This window comes from Streptomyces rishiriensis (assembly GCF_030815485.1).
GTDB lineage: Bacteria > Actinomycetota > Actinomycetes > Streptomycetales > Streptomycetaceae > Streptomyces > Streptomyces rishiriensis_A.
Map to the genome: position 1 here is coordinate 6,185,714 of NZ_JAUSWV010000002.1, position 19,542 is coordinate 6,205,255.

The 19,542-nt window shown below is 66.1% G+C and carries 11 protein-coding genes, 1 tRNA gene and 3 rRNA genes; 12 read left to right on the forward strand and 3 right to left on the reverse strand.

The annotated features are described in order from the left end of the window. Window positions 1-315: 315 nt before the first annotated feature. Genes QF030_RS30110 through QF030_RS30125 form a run of 4 tightly spaced genes read left to right on the forward strand, consistent with a single transcriptional unit; the run spans window position 316 to window position 5,173 of the window. Window positions 316-2,535: a polyribonucleotide nucleotidyltransferase gene (locus tag QF030_RS30110; RefSeq protein WP_307165713.1), complete on the forward strand. Its 2,220-nt coding sequence runs from the start codon at window positions 316-318 to the stop codon at window positions 2,533-2,535. After that, a complete protein-coding gene (locus QF030_RS30115) occupies window positions 2,532-3,911 on the forward strand; it encodes a M16 family metallopeptidase (RefSeq protein ID WP_307165714.1) in 1,380 nt (459 codons plus the stop codon). The genes QF030_RS30110 and QF030_RS30115 overlap by 4 nt, the downstream gene beginning before the upstream one ends. 46 nt (window positions 3,912-3,957) lie before the next feature. Beyond that, a complete protein-coding gene (gene dapB / locus QF030_RS30120; RefSeq protein ID WP_307165715.1) occupies window positions 3,958-4,716 on the forward strand; it encodes a 4-hydroxy-tetrahydrodipicolinate reductase in 759 nt (252 codons plus the stop codon). A 1-nt stretch (window position 4,717) separates the two neighbouring features. Further along, entirely contained in the window at window positions 4,718-5,173 is a 456-nt protein-coding gene (locus QF030_RS30125) for a hypothetical protein (protein WP_307165716.1), read from the forward strand. Window positions 5,174-5,239: 66 nt separating this feature from the next. Here the strand turns inward: QF030_RS30125 and QF030_RS30130 are convergent, their stop codons facing one another. Continuing rightward, window positions 5,240-5,788, reverse strand: a complete 549-nt coding sequence (locus QF030_RS30130) for a hypothetical protein (RefSeq protein WP_307165717.1) — start codon at window positions 5,786-5,788, stop codon at window positions 5,240-5,242. 121 nt (window positions 5,789-5,909) lie between these two features. Next, complete coding sequence (locus QF030_RS30135; RefSeq protein WP_307167741.1) at window positions 5,910-6,146, reverse strand: hypothetical protein; 237 nt, start codon at window positions 6,144-6,146, stop codon at window positions 5,910-5,912. 189 nt (window positions 6,147-6,335) lie between these two features. Here QF030_RS30135 and thyX point away from each other — a divergent pair, with 189 nt between their 5' ends. The 8 genes from thyX (at window position 6,336) to QF030_RS30175 (ending at window position 16,631) form a co-directional block, all read left to right on the forward strand. Then, window positions 6,336-7,076 (forward strand): FAD-dependent thymidylate synthase, encoded by a 741-nt coding sequence (gene thyX, locus QF030_RS30140; protein ID WP_307165718.1) that lies wholly within the window; start codon window positions 6,336-6,338, stop codon window positions 7,074-7,076. 228 nt (window positions 7,077-7,304) lie between these two features. After that, window positions 7,305-8,204 carry a 4-hydroxy-tetrahydrodipicolinate synthase gene (gene dapA / locus QF030_RS30145; RefSeq protein ID WP_307165719.1) on the forward strand — a complete coding sequence of 300 codons (900 nt, stop codon included), beginning with the start codon at window positions 7,305-7,307 and terminating at the stop codon, window positions 8,202-8,204. A 126-nt stretch (window positions 8,205-8,330) separates the two neighbouring features. Continuing rightward, window positions 8,331-10,016: a ribonuclease J gene (locus tag QF030_RS30150; protein ID WP_307165720.1), complete on the forward strand. Its 1,686-nt coding sequence runs from the start codon at window positions 8,331-8,333 to the stop codon at window positions 10,014-10,016. A gap of 519 nt (window positions 10,017-10,535) precedes the next feature. Continuing rightward, window positions 10,536-12,061 (forward strand): 16S ribosomal RNA (locus QF030_RS30155). A 310-nt stretch (window positions 12,062-12,371) separates the two neighbouring features. Further along, window positions 12,372-15,494 (forward strand): 23S ribosomal RNA (locus QF030_RS30160). A gap of 91 nt (window positions 15,495-15,585) precedes the next feature. Beyond that, window positions 15,586-15,702: ribosomal RNA gene (rrf, locus tag QF030_RS30165) — 5S ribosomal RNA — on the forward strand. The 16S, 23S and 5S rRNA genes sit together here, the layout of an rRNA operon. A 114-nt stretch (window positions 15,703-15,816) precedes the next feature. After that, window positions 15,817-16,479, forward strand: coding sequence for a DegT/DnrJ/EryC1/StrS family aminotransferase (locus QF030_RS30170; protein ID WP_307167742.1), 663 nt, complete (start codon window positions 15,817-15,819; stop codon window positions 16,477-16,479). 76 nt (window positions 16,480-16,555) lie between these two features. Then, window positions 16,556-16,631, forward strand: a tRNA-Thr gene (locus QF030_RS30175). Between the two features lie 59 nt (window positions 16,632-16,690). On the opposite strand, the gene QF030_RS30180 is transcribed toward QF030_RS30175, so the two are convergent. After that, complete coding sequence (locus QF030_RS30180) at window positions 16,691-19,432, reverse strand: SpoIIE family protein phosphatase (protein WP_307165721.1); 2,742 nt, start codon at window positions 19,430-19,432, stop codon at window positions 16,691-16,693. Window positions 19,433-19,542 lie beyond the last annotated feature (110 nt).

Genomic DNA, 19,542 nt, shown 5'->3' on the forward strand with positions numbered 1-19,542 from the left:
AGGGACCGTCGTACACCCTGGCGTCGCGCGGAAACGTGCGGAGTGTCACCAACCCTTTGTAGTGTGGTAGCACAACGCAATACGTACGACACAGCGTGGTGACGTGTACTCGCTGCGGGTAAGCGTCACCACGCACCCCGAACGAGGAGAAGCGTTCCTTGCCGCCGCCGGTCCTCGGTAGTGGCCCCCGGGAAAGAGATCCCCGAGGGCTTCGATCGAAGACCGGCCCGCACCGAACGGAGCGCTTCTCCGCACCGTCCCCCTGCCACACGGGCAGCGAGGGACGAAAGACGACAAGTAACGGAGAAAATGCTAGTGGAGAACGAGACCCACTACGCCGAGGCCGTCATCGACAACGGCACCTTCGGCACCCGCACCATCCGCTTCGAGACGGGCCGCCTGGCCAAGCAGGCCGCCGGCTCCGCCGTGGCGTACCTGGACGACGACACCATGGTGCTGTCGGCCACGACCGCCTCCAAGAACCCCAAGGACCAGCTCGACTTCTTCCCCCTCACGGTGGACGTCGAGGAGCGGATGTACGCCGCCGGCAAGATCCCCGGCAGCTTCTTCCGCCGTGAGGGCCGTCCCTCCGAGGACGCCATCCTCACCTGCCGGCTGATCGACCGCCCGCTGCGCCCGTCCTTCAGGAAGGGCCTGCGCAACGAGATCCAGGTCGTCGCCACGATCATGGCGCTCAACCCCGACCACCTGTACGACGTCGTGGCGATCAACGCCGCCTCCGCGTCCACGCAGCTGGCCGGCCTGCCCTTCTCCGGCCCGATCGGCGGCGTCCGCGTCGCGCTGATCAACGGCCAGTGGGTCGCGTTCCCGACGCACACCGAGCTCGAGGACGCCGTCTTCGACATGGTCGTCGCCGGTCGCGTCCTGGAGGACGGCGACGTCGCGATCATGATGGTCGAGGCCGAGGCCACCGAGAAGACCATCCAGCTCGTCGCGGGCGGCGCCGAGGCGCCGACCGAGGAGGTCGTCGCCTCCGGTCTGGACGCCGCGAAGCCCTTCATCAAGGTGCTCTGCAAGGCCCAGGCCGACCTCGCCGCCAAGGCCGCGAAGCCGACCGGCGAGTTCCCGGTCTTCCTCGACTACCAGGACGACATCCTGGAGGCGCTGTCCGCCGCCGTCCGCCCGGAGCTCGCCTCCGCGCTGACCATCGCGGGCAAGCAGGACCGCGAGGCCGAGCTGGACCGCGTCAAGGCGCTCGCCGCCGAGAAGCTCCTGCCGGAGTTCGAGGGCCGTGAGAGGGAGATCTCCGCCGCGTACCGCTCGCTCACCAAGCAGCTGGTCCGTGAGCGCGTGATCAAGGAGAAGAAGCGCATCGACGGCCGCGGCGTCACGGACATCCGTACGCTCGCCGCCGAGGTCGAGGCCATCCCGCGCGTGCACGGCTCGGCGCTGTTCGAGCGTGGCGAGACCCAGATCCTGGGCGTCACCACCCTCAACATGCTCCGGATGGAGCAGCAGCTGGACACCCTCTCCCCGGTGACCCGCAAGCGCTACATGCACAACTACAACTTCCCGCCGTACTCCGTCGGCGAGACCGGCCGCGTCGGCTCCCCGAAGCGCCGCGAGATCGGCCACGGCGCCCTCGCCGAGCGCGCCATCGTGCCGGTCCTGCCGACGCGCGAGGAGTTCCCCTACGCGATCCGTCAGGTGTCCGAGGCCCTCGGCTCCAACGGCTCGACGTCCATGGGCTCGGTCTGCGCCTCCACCATGTCGCTGCTGAACGCCGGTGTGCCCCTCAAGGCCCCCGTCGCCGGTATCGCCATGGGCCTGATCTCCCAGGAGATCAACGGCGAGACGCACTACGTCGCCCTCACCGACATCCTCGGTGCGGAGGACGCCTTCGGCGACATGGACTTCAAGGTCGCCGGCACCAAGGAGTTCGTCACCGCCCTCCAGCTCGACACCAAGCTGGACGGCATCCCGGCCTCCGTCCTGGCCGCGGCCCTCAAGCAGGCCCGCGACGCCCGCCTCCACATCCTCGACGTGATGATGGAAGCGATCGACACGCCGGACGAGATGTCCCCGAACGCCCCGCGGATCATCACCGTCAAGATCCCCGTGGACAAGATCGGTGAGGTCATCGGCCCGAAGGGCAAGATGATCAACCAGATCCAGGAGGACACCGGCGCCGAGATCACGATCGAGGACGACGGCACCATCTACATCGGTGCCCAGGTCGGCTCGCAGGCCGAGGCCGCCCGTGCCACGATCAACGGCATCGCCAACCCGACCATGCCGGAGGTCGGCGAGCGCTACCTGGGTACGGTCGTCAAGACCACGACCTTCGGTGCGTTCGTGTCGCTGCTGCCGGGCAAGGACGGACTGCTGCACATCTCGCAGATCCGCAAGCTCGCCGGCGGCAAGCGCGTGGAGAACGTCGAGGACGTGCTCGGTGTGGGCTCCAAGGTCCAGGTCGAGATCGCCGAGATCGACTCCCGCGGCAAGCTCTCCCTGATCCCCGTGATCGAGGGCGAGGAAGCTGATGAGGACACGAAGGACGACTCCGACAAGTGACGTCGAGTAGCTCCCAGGCGACGGCCCGCACCTCTTCGGAGGCGCGGGCCGTCGCCCGTACCCAAACTCTGATCAAGGGCACGGCCGGCATCGGTGTCGTCCGCAAGACCACCCTCCCGGGCGGCCTGCGCATCGTCACCGAGACCCTCCCCTCGGTCCGCTCCGCCACCTTCGGCATCTGGGCGCACGTCGGCTCCCGGGACGAGACGCCGTCCCTGAACGGCGCCACGCACTACCTGGAGCACCTCCTCTTCAAGGGGACGACCCGCAGGTCCGCGCTGGACATCTCCTCCGCCATAGACGCGGTCGGCGGCGAGATGAACGCGTTCACGGCGAAGGAGTACACGTGCTACTACGCGCGCGTGCTCGACGCCGACCTGCCGCTCGCCATCGACGTCGTCTGCGACATGCTCACGGGCTCCCTCATCCGCGAGGACGACGTCAACGTCGAGCGCGGCGCGATCCTCGAGGAGATCGCGATGACCGAGGACGATCCCGGCGACTGCGTGCACGACCTGTTCGCGCACACGATGTTCGGCGACAACGCCCTCGGCCGCCCGGTCCTCGGCACCGTCGACACGGTCAACGCCCTCACCGCCGACCGCATCCGCCGCTTCTACAAGAAGCACTACGACCCGACCCACCTCGTGGTCGCGGCCGCCGGGAACATCGACCACAACAAGGTCGTACGCCAGGTCCGCGCGGCTTTCGAGAAGGCGGGCGCCCTCGGCGACCAGGACGCCGCGCCCGTCGCCCCGCGCGGCGGCCGGCGCGCGATCCGCTCCGCCGGCCGCGTCGAGCTGATCGGCCGCAAGACCGAACAGGCGCATGTCGTCCTCGGCATGCCGGGTCTGGCCCGCACGGACGACCGGCGCTGGGCGCTCGGCGTGCTGAACACCGCCCTTGGCGGCGGCATGTCCTCCCGGCTCTTCCAGGAGGTCCGCGAGAAGCGCGGCCTGGCCTACAGCGTGTACTCGTACACCTCCGGCTTCGCCGACTGCGGCCTCTTCGGCGTGTACGCGGGCTGCCGCCCGAGCCAGGTGCACGACGTGCTGAAGATCTGCCGGGACGAACTCGACCAGGCCGCCGAGCACGGCCTGTCCGACGAGGAGATCGTCCGCGCCATCGGCCAGCTGAGGGGCTCCACGGTGCTCGGCCTGGAGGACACCGGCGCGCTCATGAACCGCATCGGCAAGAGCGAACTCTGCTGGGGCGAGCAGATGTCGGTCGACGAGATGCTGACCCGGATAGCGGCGGTGACCCCGGACGAGGTCCGCTCGGTGGCCCGCGACATCCTGGGACGGCGCCCGTCGCTGTCGGTCATCGGCCCGCTCAAGGACAAACAGGCCTCCCGGCTGCACGACGCGGTCGCCTGATCCTCTTCGGCAGGCCTTCGGCAACTTCGGTAAGGAAGCACAACAGATGAGCAAGCTGCGCGTGGCGGTCCTCGGCGCCAAGGGCCGGATCGGTTCCGAGGCGGTACGGGCGGTCGAGGCCGCCGAGGACATGGAGCTGGTGGCCGCCCTCGGCCGGGGCGACAAGCTGGAGACACTGACGGAGAGCGGCGCCCAGGTCGTGGTCGAACTGACCACGCCCGCCTCCGTCATGGACAACCTCGACTACTGCGTGGGGCACGGCATCCACGCCGTGGTCGGCACCACCGGCTGGACCGAGGAACGCCTCGCGCACCTGACGGGCCGGCTGGCCGAGTCTCCGGGGACGGGCGTGCTCATCGCGCCCAACTTCTCCATCGGAGCCGTTCTGACCATGAAGTTCGCGCAGATCGCCGCGCCGTACTTCGAGTCCGTCGAGGTCGTCGAACTGCACCACCCCAACAAGGTGGACGCGCCCTCCGGCACCGCCACGCGCACCGCCCAGCTCATCGCCGAGGCCCGTCGCGAGGCGGGCACCGCCCCGGCGCCGGACGCGACGGAGACCGCTCTGGACGGGGCGCGGGGCGCGGACGTCGACGGCATCCCGGTGCACGCCGTCCGGCTGCGCGGGCTGCTGGCCCACCAGGAGGTACTGCTCGGCGGCGAGGGCGAGACCCTCACGGTCCGCCACGACTCGCTGCACCACAGCAGCTTCATGCCGGGCATCCTGCTGGGCGCCCGCCGGGTGGTGTCGACTCCGGGCCTCACCTTCGGCCTGGAGAACTTCCTGGACCTCGGCCGAGGCTGACATGCGTGCCAAGCTCTCCTACGCCGTCACGGCCGCCGTCCTGGTCTTCTACTTCGTCCTGGTCGGCAGCCGCGGCGTCATGCTCATCCAGTCCGGCACACTGCTGACCGTCACCTTCGGGGTGGCGGTGCTGATCCTGCCGGTCATCGGCGTCTGGTTCCTGTGGAAGAACACCGAGTTCGTCCGCCGGGCCAACGCCCTCGCCGCCGAACTCGACGCCGAGGGCGGCCTTCCCGTGGACGAACTGAAGCGCACCGCGGGCGGCCGCGTCGACCGCGACTCGGCCGACGAGGTCTTCGGCCGGCGCAAGGCCGAGACCGAGGCGGCCCCGGACGACTGGCGCACCTGGTTCCGCCTCGCCGTCGCGTACCACGACGCCCGGGACACCCCCCGGGCCCGCAGGGCGATGCAACGCGCGATCAGCCTGCACGACGGCAAGCCGGTCCGGACCGCCTGAGCCGTACGCCGAAGGGGCCGGCCCGCGCCTGGCGGACCGGCCCCTTCGGCGTACGGTCGTGCGCGATCAGGCGCGCCGGTTCTCCGCGGCCCACGCCTCGATCGCGTCGGCCGCCCGTTCGAACGCCTCGGGACGCGCCAGGAAGTCCGCCCCGTGCGTGGTCAGCAGCTGCGTGGCCTCCTCGGGGCGGTCCCGCCGTCCGTGGGTCAGTGCCTGTCCCTGGACGGTCCGCGGCAGCCCGAGCCAGCGCACCGGCTGCTGCACGGTCCGCACCGCCACGACGCGCTCCCAGGGCAGCGTGCGGGTGAGGAGGAAACGCACGTGTCGCAGTCCGCGGTCGCTCACCCACACACCCATACGCAGCAACCGCAGGGCAGCGCCGATCACGAGCACCGAGCAGCCGAAGACGGCGCCTGCCCTGGACATCGGCCCGGTCAACGCGATGATGACCGCCGCGAACAGCACGTACGAGGCGAGCAGCAGCGCCAACGCGGCCACCCCGACCCGCCAGGGTCCGGGCCGGTAGGGGCGCCGCCAGCGCTCACGGTCCTCGAAGGGCAGCGCGACGTCGTCCGCCGCCTCGAAGCGGTCGGCCGTCAGGAAGGGCAGGGGCACGGCTGGTCCTCACTCGTCCATGCGTGGGCTGTGCCCGGTGAGGCTATCCGCCTGTGTCCCGGCTCACCACCATCGGGGGGCCATGGGGGTATCCGGCACACCATTCGGGCGGTGGGAGACGTCAGCGTCCCTGGGACGCCTGCGACTGCTGTGCCCCCGACGAATGGTCCAGGCTCAGCGCCGGCATCCCGATGACCAGAGAGCCCACCAGGGCGGCCACGACGGTGAGGCCGAACAGCCAACGCCCGGCTACCTGACCGGCGGAGGAGTGCTCTGAGGGCGGGGGAGTGACATTGCTACGGAACCTGTCGGCCTCGGCGAGGAAGGCGAAGGGTACGGGCTCGCGCCGGCGGAACATGATGGGTACGTCCTCCTGGGGCATGCGATCGGGCGCTTTCACTGATACAGACGAGCGGGTGCCCGAAAACGTGCCCCATATCGGCAGACGTCCCGCACCCGCCCCGCGGCACGCCCGTGGGCGGTCCCGCTCGACGGCCCCCGTAGAGTTGGCGCCGCTCCGAAGACGCGACGGAAGGACCCCCGCACAGTGACCGACAGCCCCGCCGACGACCTCAAGCCCGGCTTCCGCAGCGACGTCACCGTCGAACTGGTCAAGCACACCGCGTCCGACGCCGACGTCCTGTTCGCCGCCCGCGTCTCGACCGTCGGCGAACAGTCCCTGGACGAGCTGGGCAAGGACCCGGAGCGCTCCAAGGGTCTGATCAACTACCTGATGCGGGACCGGCACGGCAGCCCCTTCGAGCACAACTCGATGACGTTCTTCATCAGCGCCCCGATCTTCGTCTTCCGGGAGTTCATGCGTCACCGCGTGGGCTGGTCGTACAACGAGGAGTCCGGCCGCTACCGGGAGCTCCAGCCCGTCTTCTACGTCCCCGGCGAGTCCCGCAAACTCGTTCAGCAGGGCCGCCCCGGCAAGTACGTCTTCGTCGAGGGCACCCAGGACCAGCAGGAACTCGTCAACCGCACCATGGAGGACTCCTACCGCCGGGCCTACGAGGCCTACCAGGAGATGCTCGCCGCCGGCGTCGCCCGCGAGGTCGCCCGCGCGGTCCTGCCGGTCGGGCTGTTCTCCTCCATGTACGCCACCTGCAACGCCCGCTCGCTGATGCACTTCCTCGGTCTGCGCACCCAGCACGAGCTGGCGAAGGTCCCGTCCTTCCCGCAGCGGGAGATCGAGATGGTGGGCGAGAAGATGGAGGCGGAGTGGGCCAGGCTCATGCCCCTCACCTACGCGGCCTTCAACGCCAACGGCCGAATCGCGCCCTGACGGCCTCGACGGAGACGTGCCACGGAGATCGGGCTACGGAGACGTATGTACGGATCATCCGCGCGAAGTGTCCGTATTGCGGCATTTAGAGAAGTTCATCTAGCCTGATCAAACGGACCCGGCACTGCTTGAACCCCCGAGCAGGCAGTGCCGGGTTCCACCTTTGTCATGACTTTCCGTACCCCCCGCGGGCAGACCCCACGGTGAGCAACGAGTAGCGTGTTACCCATGGCTCCGACCTCCACTCCGCAGACCCCCTTCGGGCGGGTCCTCACCGCCATGGTCACGCCCTTCACGGCGGACGGCGCACTCGACCTCGACGGCGCACAGCGGCTCGCCACCCACCTGGTGGACGCAGGCAACGACGGCCTGATCGTCAACGGCACCACCGGCGAGTCCCCCACCACCAGTGACGCGGAGAAATCGGACCTGGTACGAGCCGTCCTGGAGGCCGTCGGAGACCGTGCCCACGTCGTCGCCGGCGTCGGCACCAACGACACCCACCACAGTGTCGAACTCGCCCGCGCGGCCGAGAAGGCGGGCGCACACGGCCTCCTGGTCGTCACCCCGTACTACAACAAGCCCCCTCAAGAGGGCCTGTACCGGCACTTCACAACCGTCGCCGACGCCGCCGGGCTGCCGGTCATGCTCTACGACATCCCCGGCCGCAGCGGTGTCCCGATCAGCACCGAGACGCTGGTCCGCCTCGCGGCACACCCGCGGATCGTCGCCAACAAGGACGCCAAGGGCGACCTGGGCCGCGCGAGCTGGGCCATCGCGCGCTCCGGTCTGGCCTGGTACTCGGGCGACGACATGCTGAACCTGCCGCTGCTCTCCGTGGGCGCGGTCGGTTTCGTCTCCGTCGTCGGCCACGTGGTCACCCCGGACCTGCGTGCCCTCGTCGAGGCGTTCACCGCCGGGGAGATCCAGAAGGCGACCGAGATCCACCAGAAGCTGCTCCCGGTCTACACGGGCATGTTCCGCACCCAGGGCGTGATGACCACCAAGGCGGCACTCACCCTGCTGGGCCTGCCCGCGGGCCCGCTGCGCTCGCCGATGGTCGAGTGCTCGTCCGAAGAGATCGAACAGCTCAAGATCGATCTTGCCGCGGGCGGGGTACAGCTCTGACAACAGACTTCACAACTGAATAGCAGGCCACCGGCGCCTGCGATCCACAAGACAACTGCTACTGCACGAACGTCACGCGCGCCACGTGCCCACCGGTACGTGGCGCGTGTGGTTGAGGAGAGTCTTTTGAGTCATCCGCATCCCGAACTCGCCCCGCCCCCGCCGCTCCCGGCGGGCGGCCTCAGGGTCACCCCGCTCGGCGGTCTCGGCGAAATCGGCCGGAACATGACGGTCTTCGAATTCGGCGGCCGCCTGCTGATCGTCGACTGCGGTGTGCTCTTCCCCGAGGAGGAGCAGCCCGGAATCGACCTGATCCTGCCGGACTTCACGTCCATCAGGGACCGCCTCGACGACATCGAGGGCATCGTCCTCACCCATGGTCACGAGGACCACATCGGTGCCGTCCCCTACCTCCTCCGGGAGAAGCCGGACATCCCGCTGATCGGTTCCAAGCTGACGCTCGCGTTCATCGAGGCCAAGCTCCAGGAGCACCGGATCCGTCCGTACACCCTCGAGGTGACGGAGGGACACCGTGAGCGCATCGGCCCCTTCGACTGCGAGTTCATCGCGGTCAACCACTCGATCCCGGACGCTCTCGCCGTCGCCATCCGCACGCCGGCGGGCATGGTGGTCCACACGGGCGACTTCAAGATGGACCAGCTCCCGCTGGACGGCCGTCTCACGGACCTGCACGCGTTCGCACGTCTGAGCGAGGAAGGTATCGACCTCCTTCTCTCCGACTCGACGAACGCCGAGGTTCCCGGATTCGTGGCGCCCGAGCGGGACATCTCCAACGTCCTGCGCACGGTCTTCGGCAACGCCCGCAAGCGCATCATCGTGGCCAGCTTCGCCAGCCACATCCACCGCATCCAGCAGATCCTGGACACCGCGCACGAGTACGGCCGCCGGGTCGCCTTCGTGGGCCGCTCGATGGTCCGCAACATGGGTATCGCCCGCGACCTGGGCTACCTCAAGGTCCCGCCGGGCCTCGTCGTGGACGTCAAGACGCTCGACGACCTGCCCGACCACGAGGTGGTCCTGGTCTGCACGGGTTCCCAGGGCGAGCCGATGGCGGCCCTGTCCCGCATGGCCAACCGTGACCACCAGATCCGCATCGTCCCCGGCGACACGGTGATCCTGGCGTCGTCGCTCATCCCGGGCAACGAGAACGCGGTCTACCGCGTCATCAACGGCCTGACCCGCTGGGGCGCGCACGTCGTCCACAAGGGAAACGCCAAGGTGCACGTCTCGGGCCACGCCTCCGCGGGCGAGCTCCTGTACTTCTACAACATCTGCCGCCCGAAGAACCTGATGCCGGTCCACGGCGAATGGCGCCATCTGCGCGCCAACGCCGAGCTGGGCGCCATGACCGGCGTCCCGCACGACCGCATCGTGATCGCCGAGGACGGCGTTGTCGTCGACCTCGTCGAGGGCAAGGCGAAGATCTCCGGCAAGGTCCAGGCGGGCTACGTCTACGTCGACGGCCTCTCGGTCGGTGACGTGGGCGAGCCGGCCCTCAAGGACCGGAAGATCCTGGGGGACGAGGGCATCATCTCGGTGTTCGTCGTCGTGGACTCCTCCACGGGCAAGATCACCGGAGGTCCGCACATCCAGGCGCGCGGTTCGGGCATCGAGGACTCGGCCTTCTCGGCCGTCACCCCGAAGATCGCCGAGGTCCTGGAACGCTCCGCTCAGGACGGTGTGGTCGAGCCCCACCAGCTCCAGCAACTCATCCGCCGCACACTGGGCAAGTGGGTCTCCGACACCTATCGCCGCAGGCCGATGATCCTGCCGGTCGTGGTCGAGGTCTGACCGACGCACGGCCCCTCGTACGCGTGAACCCCGAGCGGGGCTCCTCGATTTGCATCGAGGAGCCCCGCTCCAGTACGTTTACGTCTCCGCCTGAACGGGAACCCCGGACGCTTCGTGCGCCGGATCCACCGAGAGGGGCCGGGAAATCCGACTCAGAACTTCTGATAAAGTCGGAACCGCCGGAAAGGAAACCGCGAAAGAAAAGCGGGAACCTGGAAAGCACCGAGGAAATCGGGTCGAGAAAAGATCTGATAGAGTCGGAAACGCAAGACCGAAGGGAAGCGCCCGGAGGAAAGCCTGAGAGAGTCTCTCGGGTGAGTACAAAGGAAGCGTCCGTTCCTTGAGAACTCAACAGCGTGCCAAAAATCAACGCCAGATATGTTGATACCCCGTCCCCGGCAGTGATAGCCGAGGATGAGGTTCCTTTGAAAAAAAACACAGCGAGGACGCTGTGAACGGCCGGGCTTATTCCGCCTGGCTGTTCCGCTCTCGTGGTGTCGACCGGATTACCGGTAAACATTCACGGAGAGTTTGATCCTGGCTCAGGACGAACGCTGGCGGCGTGCTTAACACATGCAAGTCGAACGATGAACCACTTCGGTGGGGATTAGTGGCGAACGGGTGAGTAACACGTGGGCAATCTGCCCTTCACTCTGGGACAAGCCCTGGAAACGGGGTCTAATACCGGATAACACTTCCACTCGCATGGGTGGAGGTTAAAAGCTCCGGCGGTGAAGGATGAGCCCGCGGCCTATCAGCTTGTTGGTGAGGTAATGGCTCACCAAGGCGACGACGGGTAGCCGGCCTGAGAGGGCGACCGGCCACACTGGGACTGAGACACGGCCCAGACTCCTACGGGAGGCAGCAGTGGGGAATATTGCACAATGGGCGAAAGCCTGATGCAGCGACGCCGCGTGAGGGATGACGGCCTTCGGGTTGTAAACCTCTTTCAGCAGGGAAGAAGCGAAAGTGACGGTACCTGCAGAAGAAGCGCCGGCTAACTACGTGCCAGCAGCCGCGGTAATACGTAGGGCGCAAGCGTTGTCCGGAATTATTGGGCGTAAAGAGCTCGTAGGCGGTCTGTCACGTCGGATGTGAAAGCCCGGGGCTTAACCCCGGGTCTGCATTCGATACGGGCAGACTAGAGTGTGGTAGGGGAGATCGGAATTCCTGGTGTAGCGGTGAAATGCGCAGATATCAGGAGGAACACCGGTGGCGAAGGCGGATCTCTGGGCCATTACTGACGCTGAGGAGCGAAAGCGTGGGGAGCGAACAGGATTAGATACCCTGGTAGTCCACGCCGTAAACGGTGGGAACTAGGTGTTGGCGACATTCCACGTCGTCGGTGCCGCAGCTAACGCATTAAGTTCCCCGCCTGGGGAGTACGGCCGCAAGGCTAAAACTCAAAGGAATTGACGGGGGCCCGCACAAGCAGCGGAGCATGTGGCTTAATTCGACGCAACGCGAAGAACCTTACCAAGGCTTGACATACACCGGAAACGTCTGGAGACAGGCGCCCCCTTGTGGTCGGTGTACAGGTGGTGCATGGCTGTCGTCAGCTCGTGTCGTGAGATGTTGGGTTAAGTCCCGCAACGAGCGCAACCCTTGTTCTGTGTTGCCAGCATGCCCTTCGGGGTGATGGGGACTCACAGGAGACTGCCGGGGTCAACTCGGAGGAAGGTGGGGACGACGTCAAGTCATCATGCCCCTTATGTCTTGGGCTGCACACGTGCTACAATGGCCGGTACAAAGAGCTGCGAAACCGTGAGGTGGAGCGAATCTCAAAAAGCCGGTCTCAGTTCGGATTGGGGTCTGCAACTCGACCCCATGAAGTCGGAGTTGCTAGTAATCGCAGATCAGCATTGCTGCGGTGAATACGTTCCCGGGCCTTGTACACACCGCCCGTCACGTCACGAAAGTCGGTAACACCCGAAGCCGGTGGCCCAACCCCTTGTGGGAGGGAGCTGTCGAAGGTGGGACTGGCGATTGGGACGAAGTCGTAACAAGGTAGCCGTACCGGAAGGTGCGGCTGGATCACCTCCTTTCTAAGGAGCACTTCTTACCGAGTTCGCTCGGTCAGAGGCCAGTACATCGGCGTACGTCCGGTGCTGGTTGCTCATGGGTGGAACGTTGATTATTCGGCATTTTCAGTCATCTCGGGCTGCAAGTACTGCTCTTCGGAGCGTGGAAAGCTGATCACGAGTGGCTGGAGTGCCGGGCACGCTGTTGGGTATCTGAGGGTATGGCCGTATGGCTGCCTTCAGTGCCGGCCCCAGTGCACTCGGACCGTAAGGGTTCGGGGTGATGGGTGGCTGGTCGTTGTTTGAGAACTGCACAGTGGACGCGAGCATCTGTGGCCAAGTTTTTAAGGGCGCACGGTGGATGCCTTGGCACCAGGAACCGATGAAGGACGTGGGAGGCCACGATAGTCCCCGGGGAGCCGTCAACCAGGCTTTGATCCGGGGGTTTCCGAATGGGGAAACCCGGCAGTCGTCATGGGCTGTCACCCATACCTGAACACATAGGGTATGTGGAGGGAACGCGGGGAAGTGAAACATCTCAGTACCCGCAGGAAGAGAAAACAACCGTGATTCCGGGAGTAGTGGCGAGCGAAACCGGATGAGGCCAAACCGTATACGTGTGAGACCCGGCAGGGGTTGCGTGTACGGGGTTGTGGGATCTCTCTTTCACAGTCTGCCGGCTGTGAGACGAGTCAGAAACCGTTGATGTAGGCGAAGGACATGCGAAAGGTCCGGCGTAGAGGGTAAGACCCCCGTAGTCGAAACATCAACGGCTCGTTTGAGAGACACCCAAGTAGCACGGGGCCCGAGAAATCCCGTGTGAATCTGGCGGGACCACCCGCTAAGCCTAAATATTCCCTGGTGACCGATAGCGGATAGTACCGTGAGGGAATGGTGAAAAGTACCGCGGGAGCGGAGTGAAATAGTACCTGAAACCGTGTGCCTACAAGCCGTGGGAGCGTCGCGCATCGAGTTTACTCGGTGCGTCGTGACTGCGTGCCTTTTGAAGAATGAGCCTGCGAGTTTGCGGTGTGTTGCGAGGTTAACCCGAGTGGGGCAGCCGTAGCGAAAGCGAGTCCGAATAGGGCGTTTCAGTAGCACGCTCAAGACCCGAAGCGGAGTGATCTAGCCATGGGCAGGTTGAAGCGGAGGTAAGACTTCGTGGAGGACCGAACCCACCAGGGTTGAAAACCTGGGGGATGACCTGTGGTTAGGGGTGAAAGGCCAATCAAACTCCGTGATAGCTGGTTCTCCCCGAAATGCATTTAGGTGCAGCGTCGTGTGTTTCTTGCCGGAGGTAGAGCACTGGATAGGCGATGGGCCCTACCGGGTTACTGACCTTAGCCAAACTCCGAATGCCGGTAAGTGAGAGCGCGGCAGTGAGACTGTGGGGGATAAGCTCCATGGTCGAGAGGGAAACAGCCCAGAGCATCGACTAAGGCCCCTAAGCGTACGCTAAGTGGGAAAGGATGTGGAGTCGCACAGACAACCAGGAGGTTGGCTTAGAAGCAGCCACCCTTGAAAGAGTGCGTAATAGCTCACTGGTCTAGTGATTCCGCGCCGACAATGTAGCGGGGCTCAAGCGTACCGCCGAAGTCGTGTCATTGCAGCAATAGGGCCAACGCCCGCTGTGATGGGTAGGGGAGCGTCGTGTGCCGGGTGAAGCAGCACCGGAAGGTAGTTGTGGACGGTTCACGAGTGAGAATGCAGGCATGAGTAGCGATACACACGTGAGAAACGTGTGCGCCGATTGACTAAGGGTTCCTGGGTCAAGCTGATCTGCCCAGGGTAAGTCGGGACCTAAGGCGAGGCCGACAGGCGTAGTCGATGGATAACCGGTTGATATTCCGGTACCCGCTGTGAAGCGTCAAACATTGAACCAGGCGATGCTAAGTCCGTGAAGCCGTTCCGGACCCTTCGGGGAATGGAAAGTGGTGGAGCCGACGGACCAGACTTGCAGTAGGTGAGTGATGGGGTGACGCAGGAAGGTAGTCCATCCCGGGCGGTGGTTGTCCCGGGGTAAGGGTGTAGGACGAACGGTAGGCAAATCCGCCGTTCACATAGTCTGAGACCTGATGCCGAGCCGATTGTGGCGAAGTGGATGATCCTATGCTGTCGAGAAAAGCCTCTAGCGAGTTTCATGGCGGCCCGTACCCTAAACCGACTCAGGTGGTCAGGTAGAGAATACCGAGGCGTTCGGGTGAACTATGGTTAAGGAACTCGGCAAAATGCCCCCGTAACTTCGGGAGAAGGGGGGCCATCACTGGTGAGAGGACTTGCTCCTCGAGCTGGGGGTGGCCGCAGAGACCAGCGAGAAGCGACTGTTTACTAAAAACACAGGTCCGTGCGAAGCCGTAAGGCGATGTATACGGACTGACGCCTGCCCGGTGCTGGAACGTTAAGGGGACCGGTTAGTCACTCTTCGGGGTGGCGAAGCTGAGAACTTAAGCGCCAGTAAACGGCGGTGGTAACTATAACCATCCTAAGGTAGCGAAATTCCTTGTCGGGTAAGTTCCGACCTGCACGAATGGCGTAACGACTTCTCGACTGTCTCAACCATAGGCCCGGTGAAATTGCACTACGAGTAAAGATGCTCGTTTCGCGCAGCAGGACGGAAAGACCCCGGGACCTTTACTACAGTTTGATATTGGTGTTCGGTTCGGCTTGTGTAGGATAGGTGGGAGACTTTGAAACGTGGACGCCAGTTCACGGTGAGTCGCCGTTGAAATACCACTCTGGTCGTGCTGGATGTCTAACCTGGGTCCGTGATCCGGATCAGGGACAGTGTCTGATGGGTAGTTTAACTGGGGCGGTTGCCTCCTAAAGAGTAACGGAGGCGCCCAAAGGTTCCCTCAGCCTGGTTGGCAATCAGGTGTTGAGTGTAAGTGCACAAGGGAGCTTGACTGTGAGACCGACGGGTCGAGCAGGGACGAAAGTCGGGACTAGTGATCCGGCGGTGGCTTGTGGAAGCGCCGTCGCTCAACGGATAAAAGGTACCCCGGGGATAACAGGCTGATCTTCCCCAAGAGTCCATATCGACGGGATGGTTTGGCACCTCGATGTCGGCTCGTCGCATCCTGGGGCTGGAGTCGGTCCCAAGGGTTGGGCTGTTCGCCCATTAAAGCGGTACGCGAGCTGGGTTTAGAACGTCGTGAGACAGTTCGGTCCCTATCCGCTGCGCGCGCAGGAATATTGAGAAGGGCTGTCCCTAGTACGAGAGGACCGGGACGGACGAACCTCTGGTGTGCCAGTTGTCCTGCCAAGGGCATGGCTGGTTGGCTACGTTCGGGAGGGATAACCGCTGAAAGCATCTAAGCGGGAAGCCTGCTTCGAGATGAGTATTCCCACCCCCTTGAGGGGTTAAGGCTCCCAGTAGACGACTGGGTTGATAGGCCGGATGTGGAAGCCCAGTAATGGGTGAAGCTGACTGGTACTAATAGGCCGAGGGCTTGTCCTCAGTTGCTCGCGTCCACTGTGTTGGTTCTGAAACCACGAACGGCCCCATGCCATGGTCACGGTATGGTGCGGCTGCATGTGTTTCATAGTGTTTCGGTGGTCATAGCGTAAGGGAAACGCCCGGTTACATTCCGAACCCGGAAGCTAAGCCTTACAGCGCCGATGGTACTGCAGGGGGGACCCTGTGGGAGAGTAGGACACCGCCGAACAATTATTCAAAGGGTTGGTCCCTGAACTTTGGTTCAGGGACCAACCCTTTTTTGTTTTCGGCCACTTGAAGTTCATGTTCCGCCTCCAGCATCCACGGCATGGGTACTGCTGCAATGCTCAGGGCCGCAGGCGTCGGAGTCGGTGACGAGGTCATCGTGCCGGCCTTCGGGAATGTGGAAGTCGCCGGAGCAGTGGCTCTGGCGGGTGCGCTTCCGGTGTTCGCCGATGTCGATCCCGTGACGTACTGCCTGGACCCGGTCGCCGTCGAAGCGGCCGTAACTCGGCGTACCGCAGCGGTTGTTGTCGTGCATCGCTTCGGCCGGACGGCGGATGTCGGGCAGTTGCGCGGTGTGGGGCGGCGGCATGGGCTGCTGGTGTGGGAACAGGGGGAGTCCGAGGCGTCGCAGGACGAGATCGCGCGGCGTCGGGAGCGGGCGGCCTACCTGGACGGGCGGTTGCGTGGGGTGCGGATGCCGGACGGCGGGGACGGACACACCTATCAGCAGTACGTCGTACGGGTGCCGGGGAACGGCCGGCCCGACCGGGATGCGTTCGCGCGGGCCTTGCGGGCAAAGGGAGTCGAGTGCCGGGTGCCGGTGAAGATTCCGCTGCACCGGCTGCCCGAGTTCAGGCGGTGCGCGTCGCTGCCGGAGACAGAGCTCGCGGCGGACGAGACCCTCGCGCTGCCGGTGGACGCCTCGTTGACCAAGCGGGACATGCAGCGCATCGTGACCGCCTGCAACGCGCTCGGCGGACTGCTTCAGCCCGCCTTCTGAACGAGTTTGGGAACACCGGCCACTTCGGGGTACGATCTGTTCTGTTGCCGCGAGGGAAACCTCGAAAAGGCGACTGGCCCTCTTAGCTCAGTCGGTAGAGCGTCTCCATGGTAAGGAGAAGGTCAACGGTTCGATTCCGTTAGAGGGCTCCACAAAGAAAGCCCCCGCCCTTCCGGGCGGGGGCTTTTCTCATGCCCTGTGCGCTCTTTTCTCACGCCACCCGCATGGCCAGGATTGCCATGTCGTCGGAAGGGGCGTCGGACGCGAAGCGCTCCACCGCGCGCATGATGCGGGCCGCGACCGCGCCGGCGGTGAGACCCGTGCAGGTGGTGAGGACGTCGGCGAGGCCGTCGTCGCCCAGCATGCGGGTGCCCTCACGGCGCTCTGTGACGCCGTCCGTGACGCAGAGGAGGACGTCACCCGGGTCGAGGGTGACCGTCTGCTCGTAGAGCTCCAGGTCCTCCATGACGCCCAGCAGCGGCTGGGGCTCGGCGGCCGGCTCGACGGTGCCGTCCTGGCGCAGGCGCAGGGGGAGCGGGTGCCCGGCGCAGACCAGCTTCAGCTCGGCGCTGCCGTCCTCCTGCGGACGCATCTCGCCGTAGAGGAGGGTCAGGAAGCGGCTGCGGGCGCCCTCGTCGAGGATGGCCGAGTTCAGTCGCTCCAGGACGGCCGGGCCGCTGAGGCCCTCGCGTGCCAGGAGGCGCAGGGCGTGGCGGGCCAGGCCGGTCACCGCCGCCGCGTTCGGGCCCGTGCCGCAGACGTCGCCGATGGCGAAGCCGTACGCGCCGTCGCTGATGGGGAAGACGTCGTAGAAGTCACCGCCGACCTCGTTGCCCTCTCCGGCCGCGCGGTAGATGACCTCGACCTCGACGCCGTCGATCTCGGGAAGTTCCGGCGGCAGCAGGCTGCGCTGGAGGGCCTGGCTGATGGCTGTGCGCTCCGAGTACAGGCGGGCGTTGTCGAGGGCGAGGGCCGCTCGGCGGCTCAAGTCCTCGGCCAGTTCGAGGATTTCCTGGCGGAAGTGTTCGTCGGTGGGCTTGCCGAGCGTCAGCATGCCGATGACGCGGTTGCGGGCGACCAGCGGAAGGACGACCGTCTCGCCGCCCACCGCCGAGGCGGTGGCGAGCGTGGGGCCGACGCCGGACGCCACTTGGTGGGTCGGGCCGCCGGTCAGGCCGAGGCTGCGCATGGAGCTGCGCAGGGCCGCGTCGTGCGCAGCGGCGGCCGGGGCCGCCCAGACCCTCGCTCCGGGGGTGGGGACCGGGTCGGGGGGCGCGATCTTCGAGAGCAGTGACTTGATGCCGTCGATGAATTCCTCGTCCTCGTGCAGGACGTACGACAGGTAGGGGTCGGATGCCTGGTCGGCGATCGTGTAGACAGCGCACCAGGTGGCCAGGGTCGGAACCGTCATCTGGGCCATGAGGGCCAGGGTCTGGTCGCGGTCCAGGGTGCCCGCGAGGAGGTCGGAGGCCTCGACGAGGAAACTGAGGGAGCCGCGGCGCAGGCGTTCCAACTCGCCGAGGCGGGCCGACTCCACGGCCAGGGCGATACGGTCGGCCGCGAACTGGAGGCGCAGTGCCTCCTCGTTGGAGTAGCGGCCGGAAGCCTCCGCCGCCACGCCGAGGGAGCCCGTCAGCCGGCCCTCGACCTTCAGCGGGACCGTGACGACCGAGCGCATGCCCGTGCCGTTCAGCAGGGGTACGGCGCCGGGAACGGCCAGCAGGTCCTCGTGGACGGCCGGCATGCGGGCCGAGCCGTAGCGGCCGGGGCCCGCCTCGACGGGTACGCGCGCGAAGCGCTGGCGGGCGGAGGGCAGGCCGGTGGAGGCGCGGACCTCGAGCTCCGTCTCGTCGTCGGTCGCCAGGAGGAGGAAGGCGGAGTCGCCGTCGAGCATGTCGCGAGCGCGCTCGACCGTGCGCTGGAGGAGGCCGTCGAGGTCGTCCGGGGCCGGGGAGCCGATGAACACCTCGAAGGGATCGGTGTTCTGGCCGTCCGAGGCGGTGGACGGGTCGGTGGCCGGGCCGCGCGACGGTGTCTGGAGGACCGCCCGCTCGTGGTCGCGGACGAGGAGGCAGACGGTGGAGGGCTCGCCTTCGGTGTCGCGGACGCGGAGGTGGGAGGCGTACACGGGGGTGACGCGGCCGTTGGCGCCGCGGATGCCGTAGCTGCCCTCCCAGCGGGAGAGCTGGAGGGCCTCGACGATGCCGGTGCTCGTGCCGGGCGTGTGCGGCCAGGCGGCGAGGTCGGTGAGGGGTTTGCCGGTGACCTGGTCGGCGGGGTAGCCGAAGAGTTCCTCGGCGTCCTCGTTCCAGGCCGAGATGGCGCCCGTGCGGTCGATCTGGACGACCGCCACGCGCACGCGGCTGTCGGCGAGCGGGAGGAGGTCGGCCGGGAGGGAGGGGCCGGCCGTGCGAGTGCCGACGGGGCGGTCGGGGAGGTCGAGCTGGAACCAGACCTGTTTGTGGGTGGGGGTGTACTCGACTCCCCAGCGGCCGGCGATCGCGGCGCAGAGCTGGAGGCCGCGGCCGCCTTCGCGGTCCGGGCTGCCCATGGTGGCGAGGGAGCCCTGGAGCGGAATCTCACGTTCGGGATACCGGTCGGACACCTCGACGCGCACGCCGTCGGCGCTGCGCAGACACAGCACGTCGGCGTGGGTGCCCGCGTGGACGACCGCGTTGGTGACCAGCTCGCTGGTGAGGACCACGGCGTCGTCGATGATGTCGGAGAAGCCCCAGCCCTGGAGGGTGTCGCGGACGAAGGAGCGGGCGGTCGCCACCGATCTCCCGACGGGCTCGAAGCTGGCAGCCGCGCGCGCGGTGATCACTGGACTCCTCTGCGGGTCGTCGACGTGCTGGGCGCCCTGGCCGGTCAGGGCGCCACGCTGGTGGGGCGGGCGCGTGCCGGAGGGCCGGGGGTCCGGGGTCTGTCCCCCCGGGATCAGTCCGGTGGTCATGTGTGCGGCCGCCCCTCCGATGCCCGCTCGTGCTCGTGCCACCGCCCAGGCCGGTCGGACCGGCGTGGCTGGACAGCCGCATGCAAGGTTACTTACCTTCCCGGTCCCTA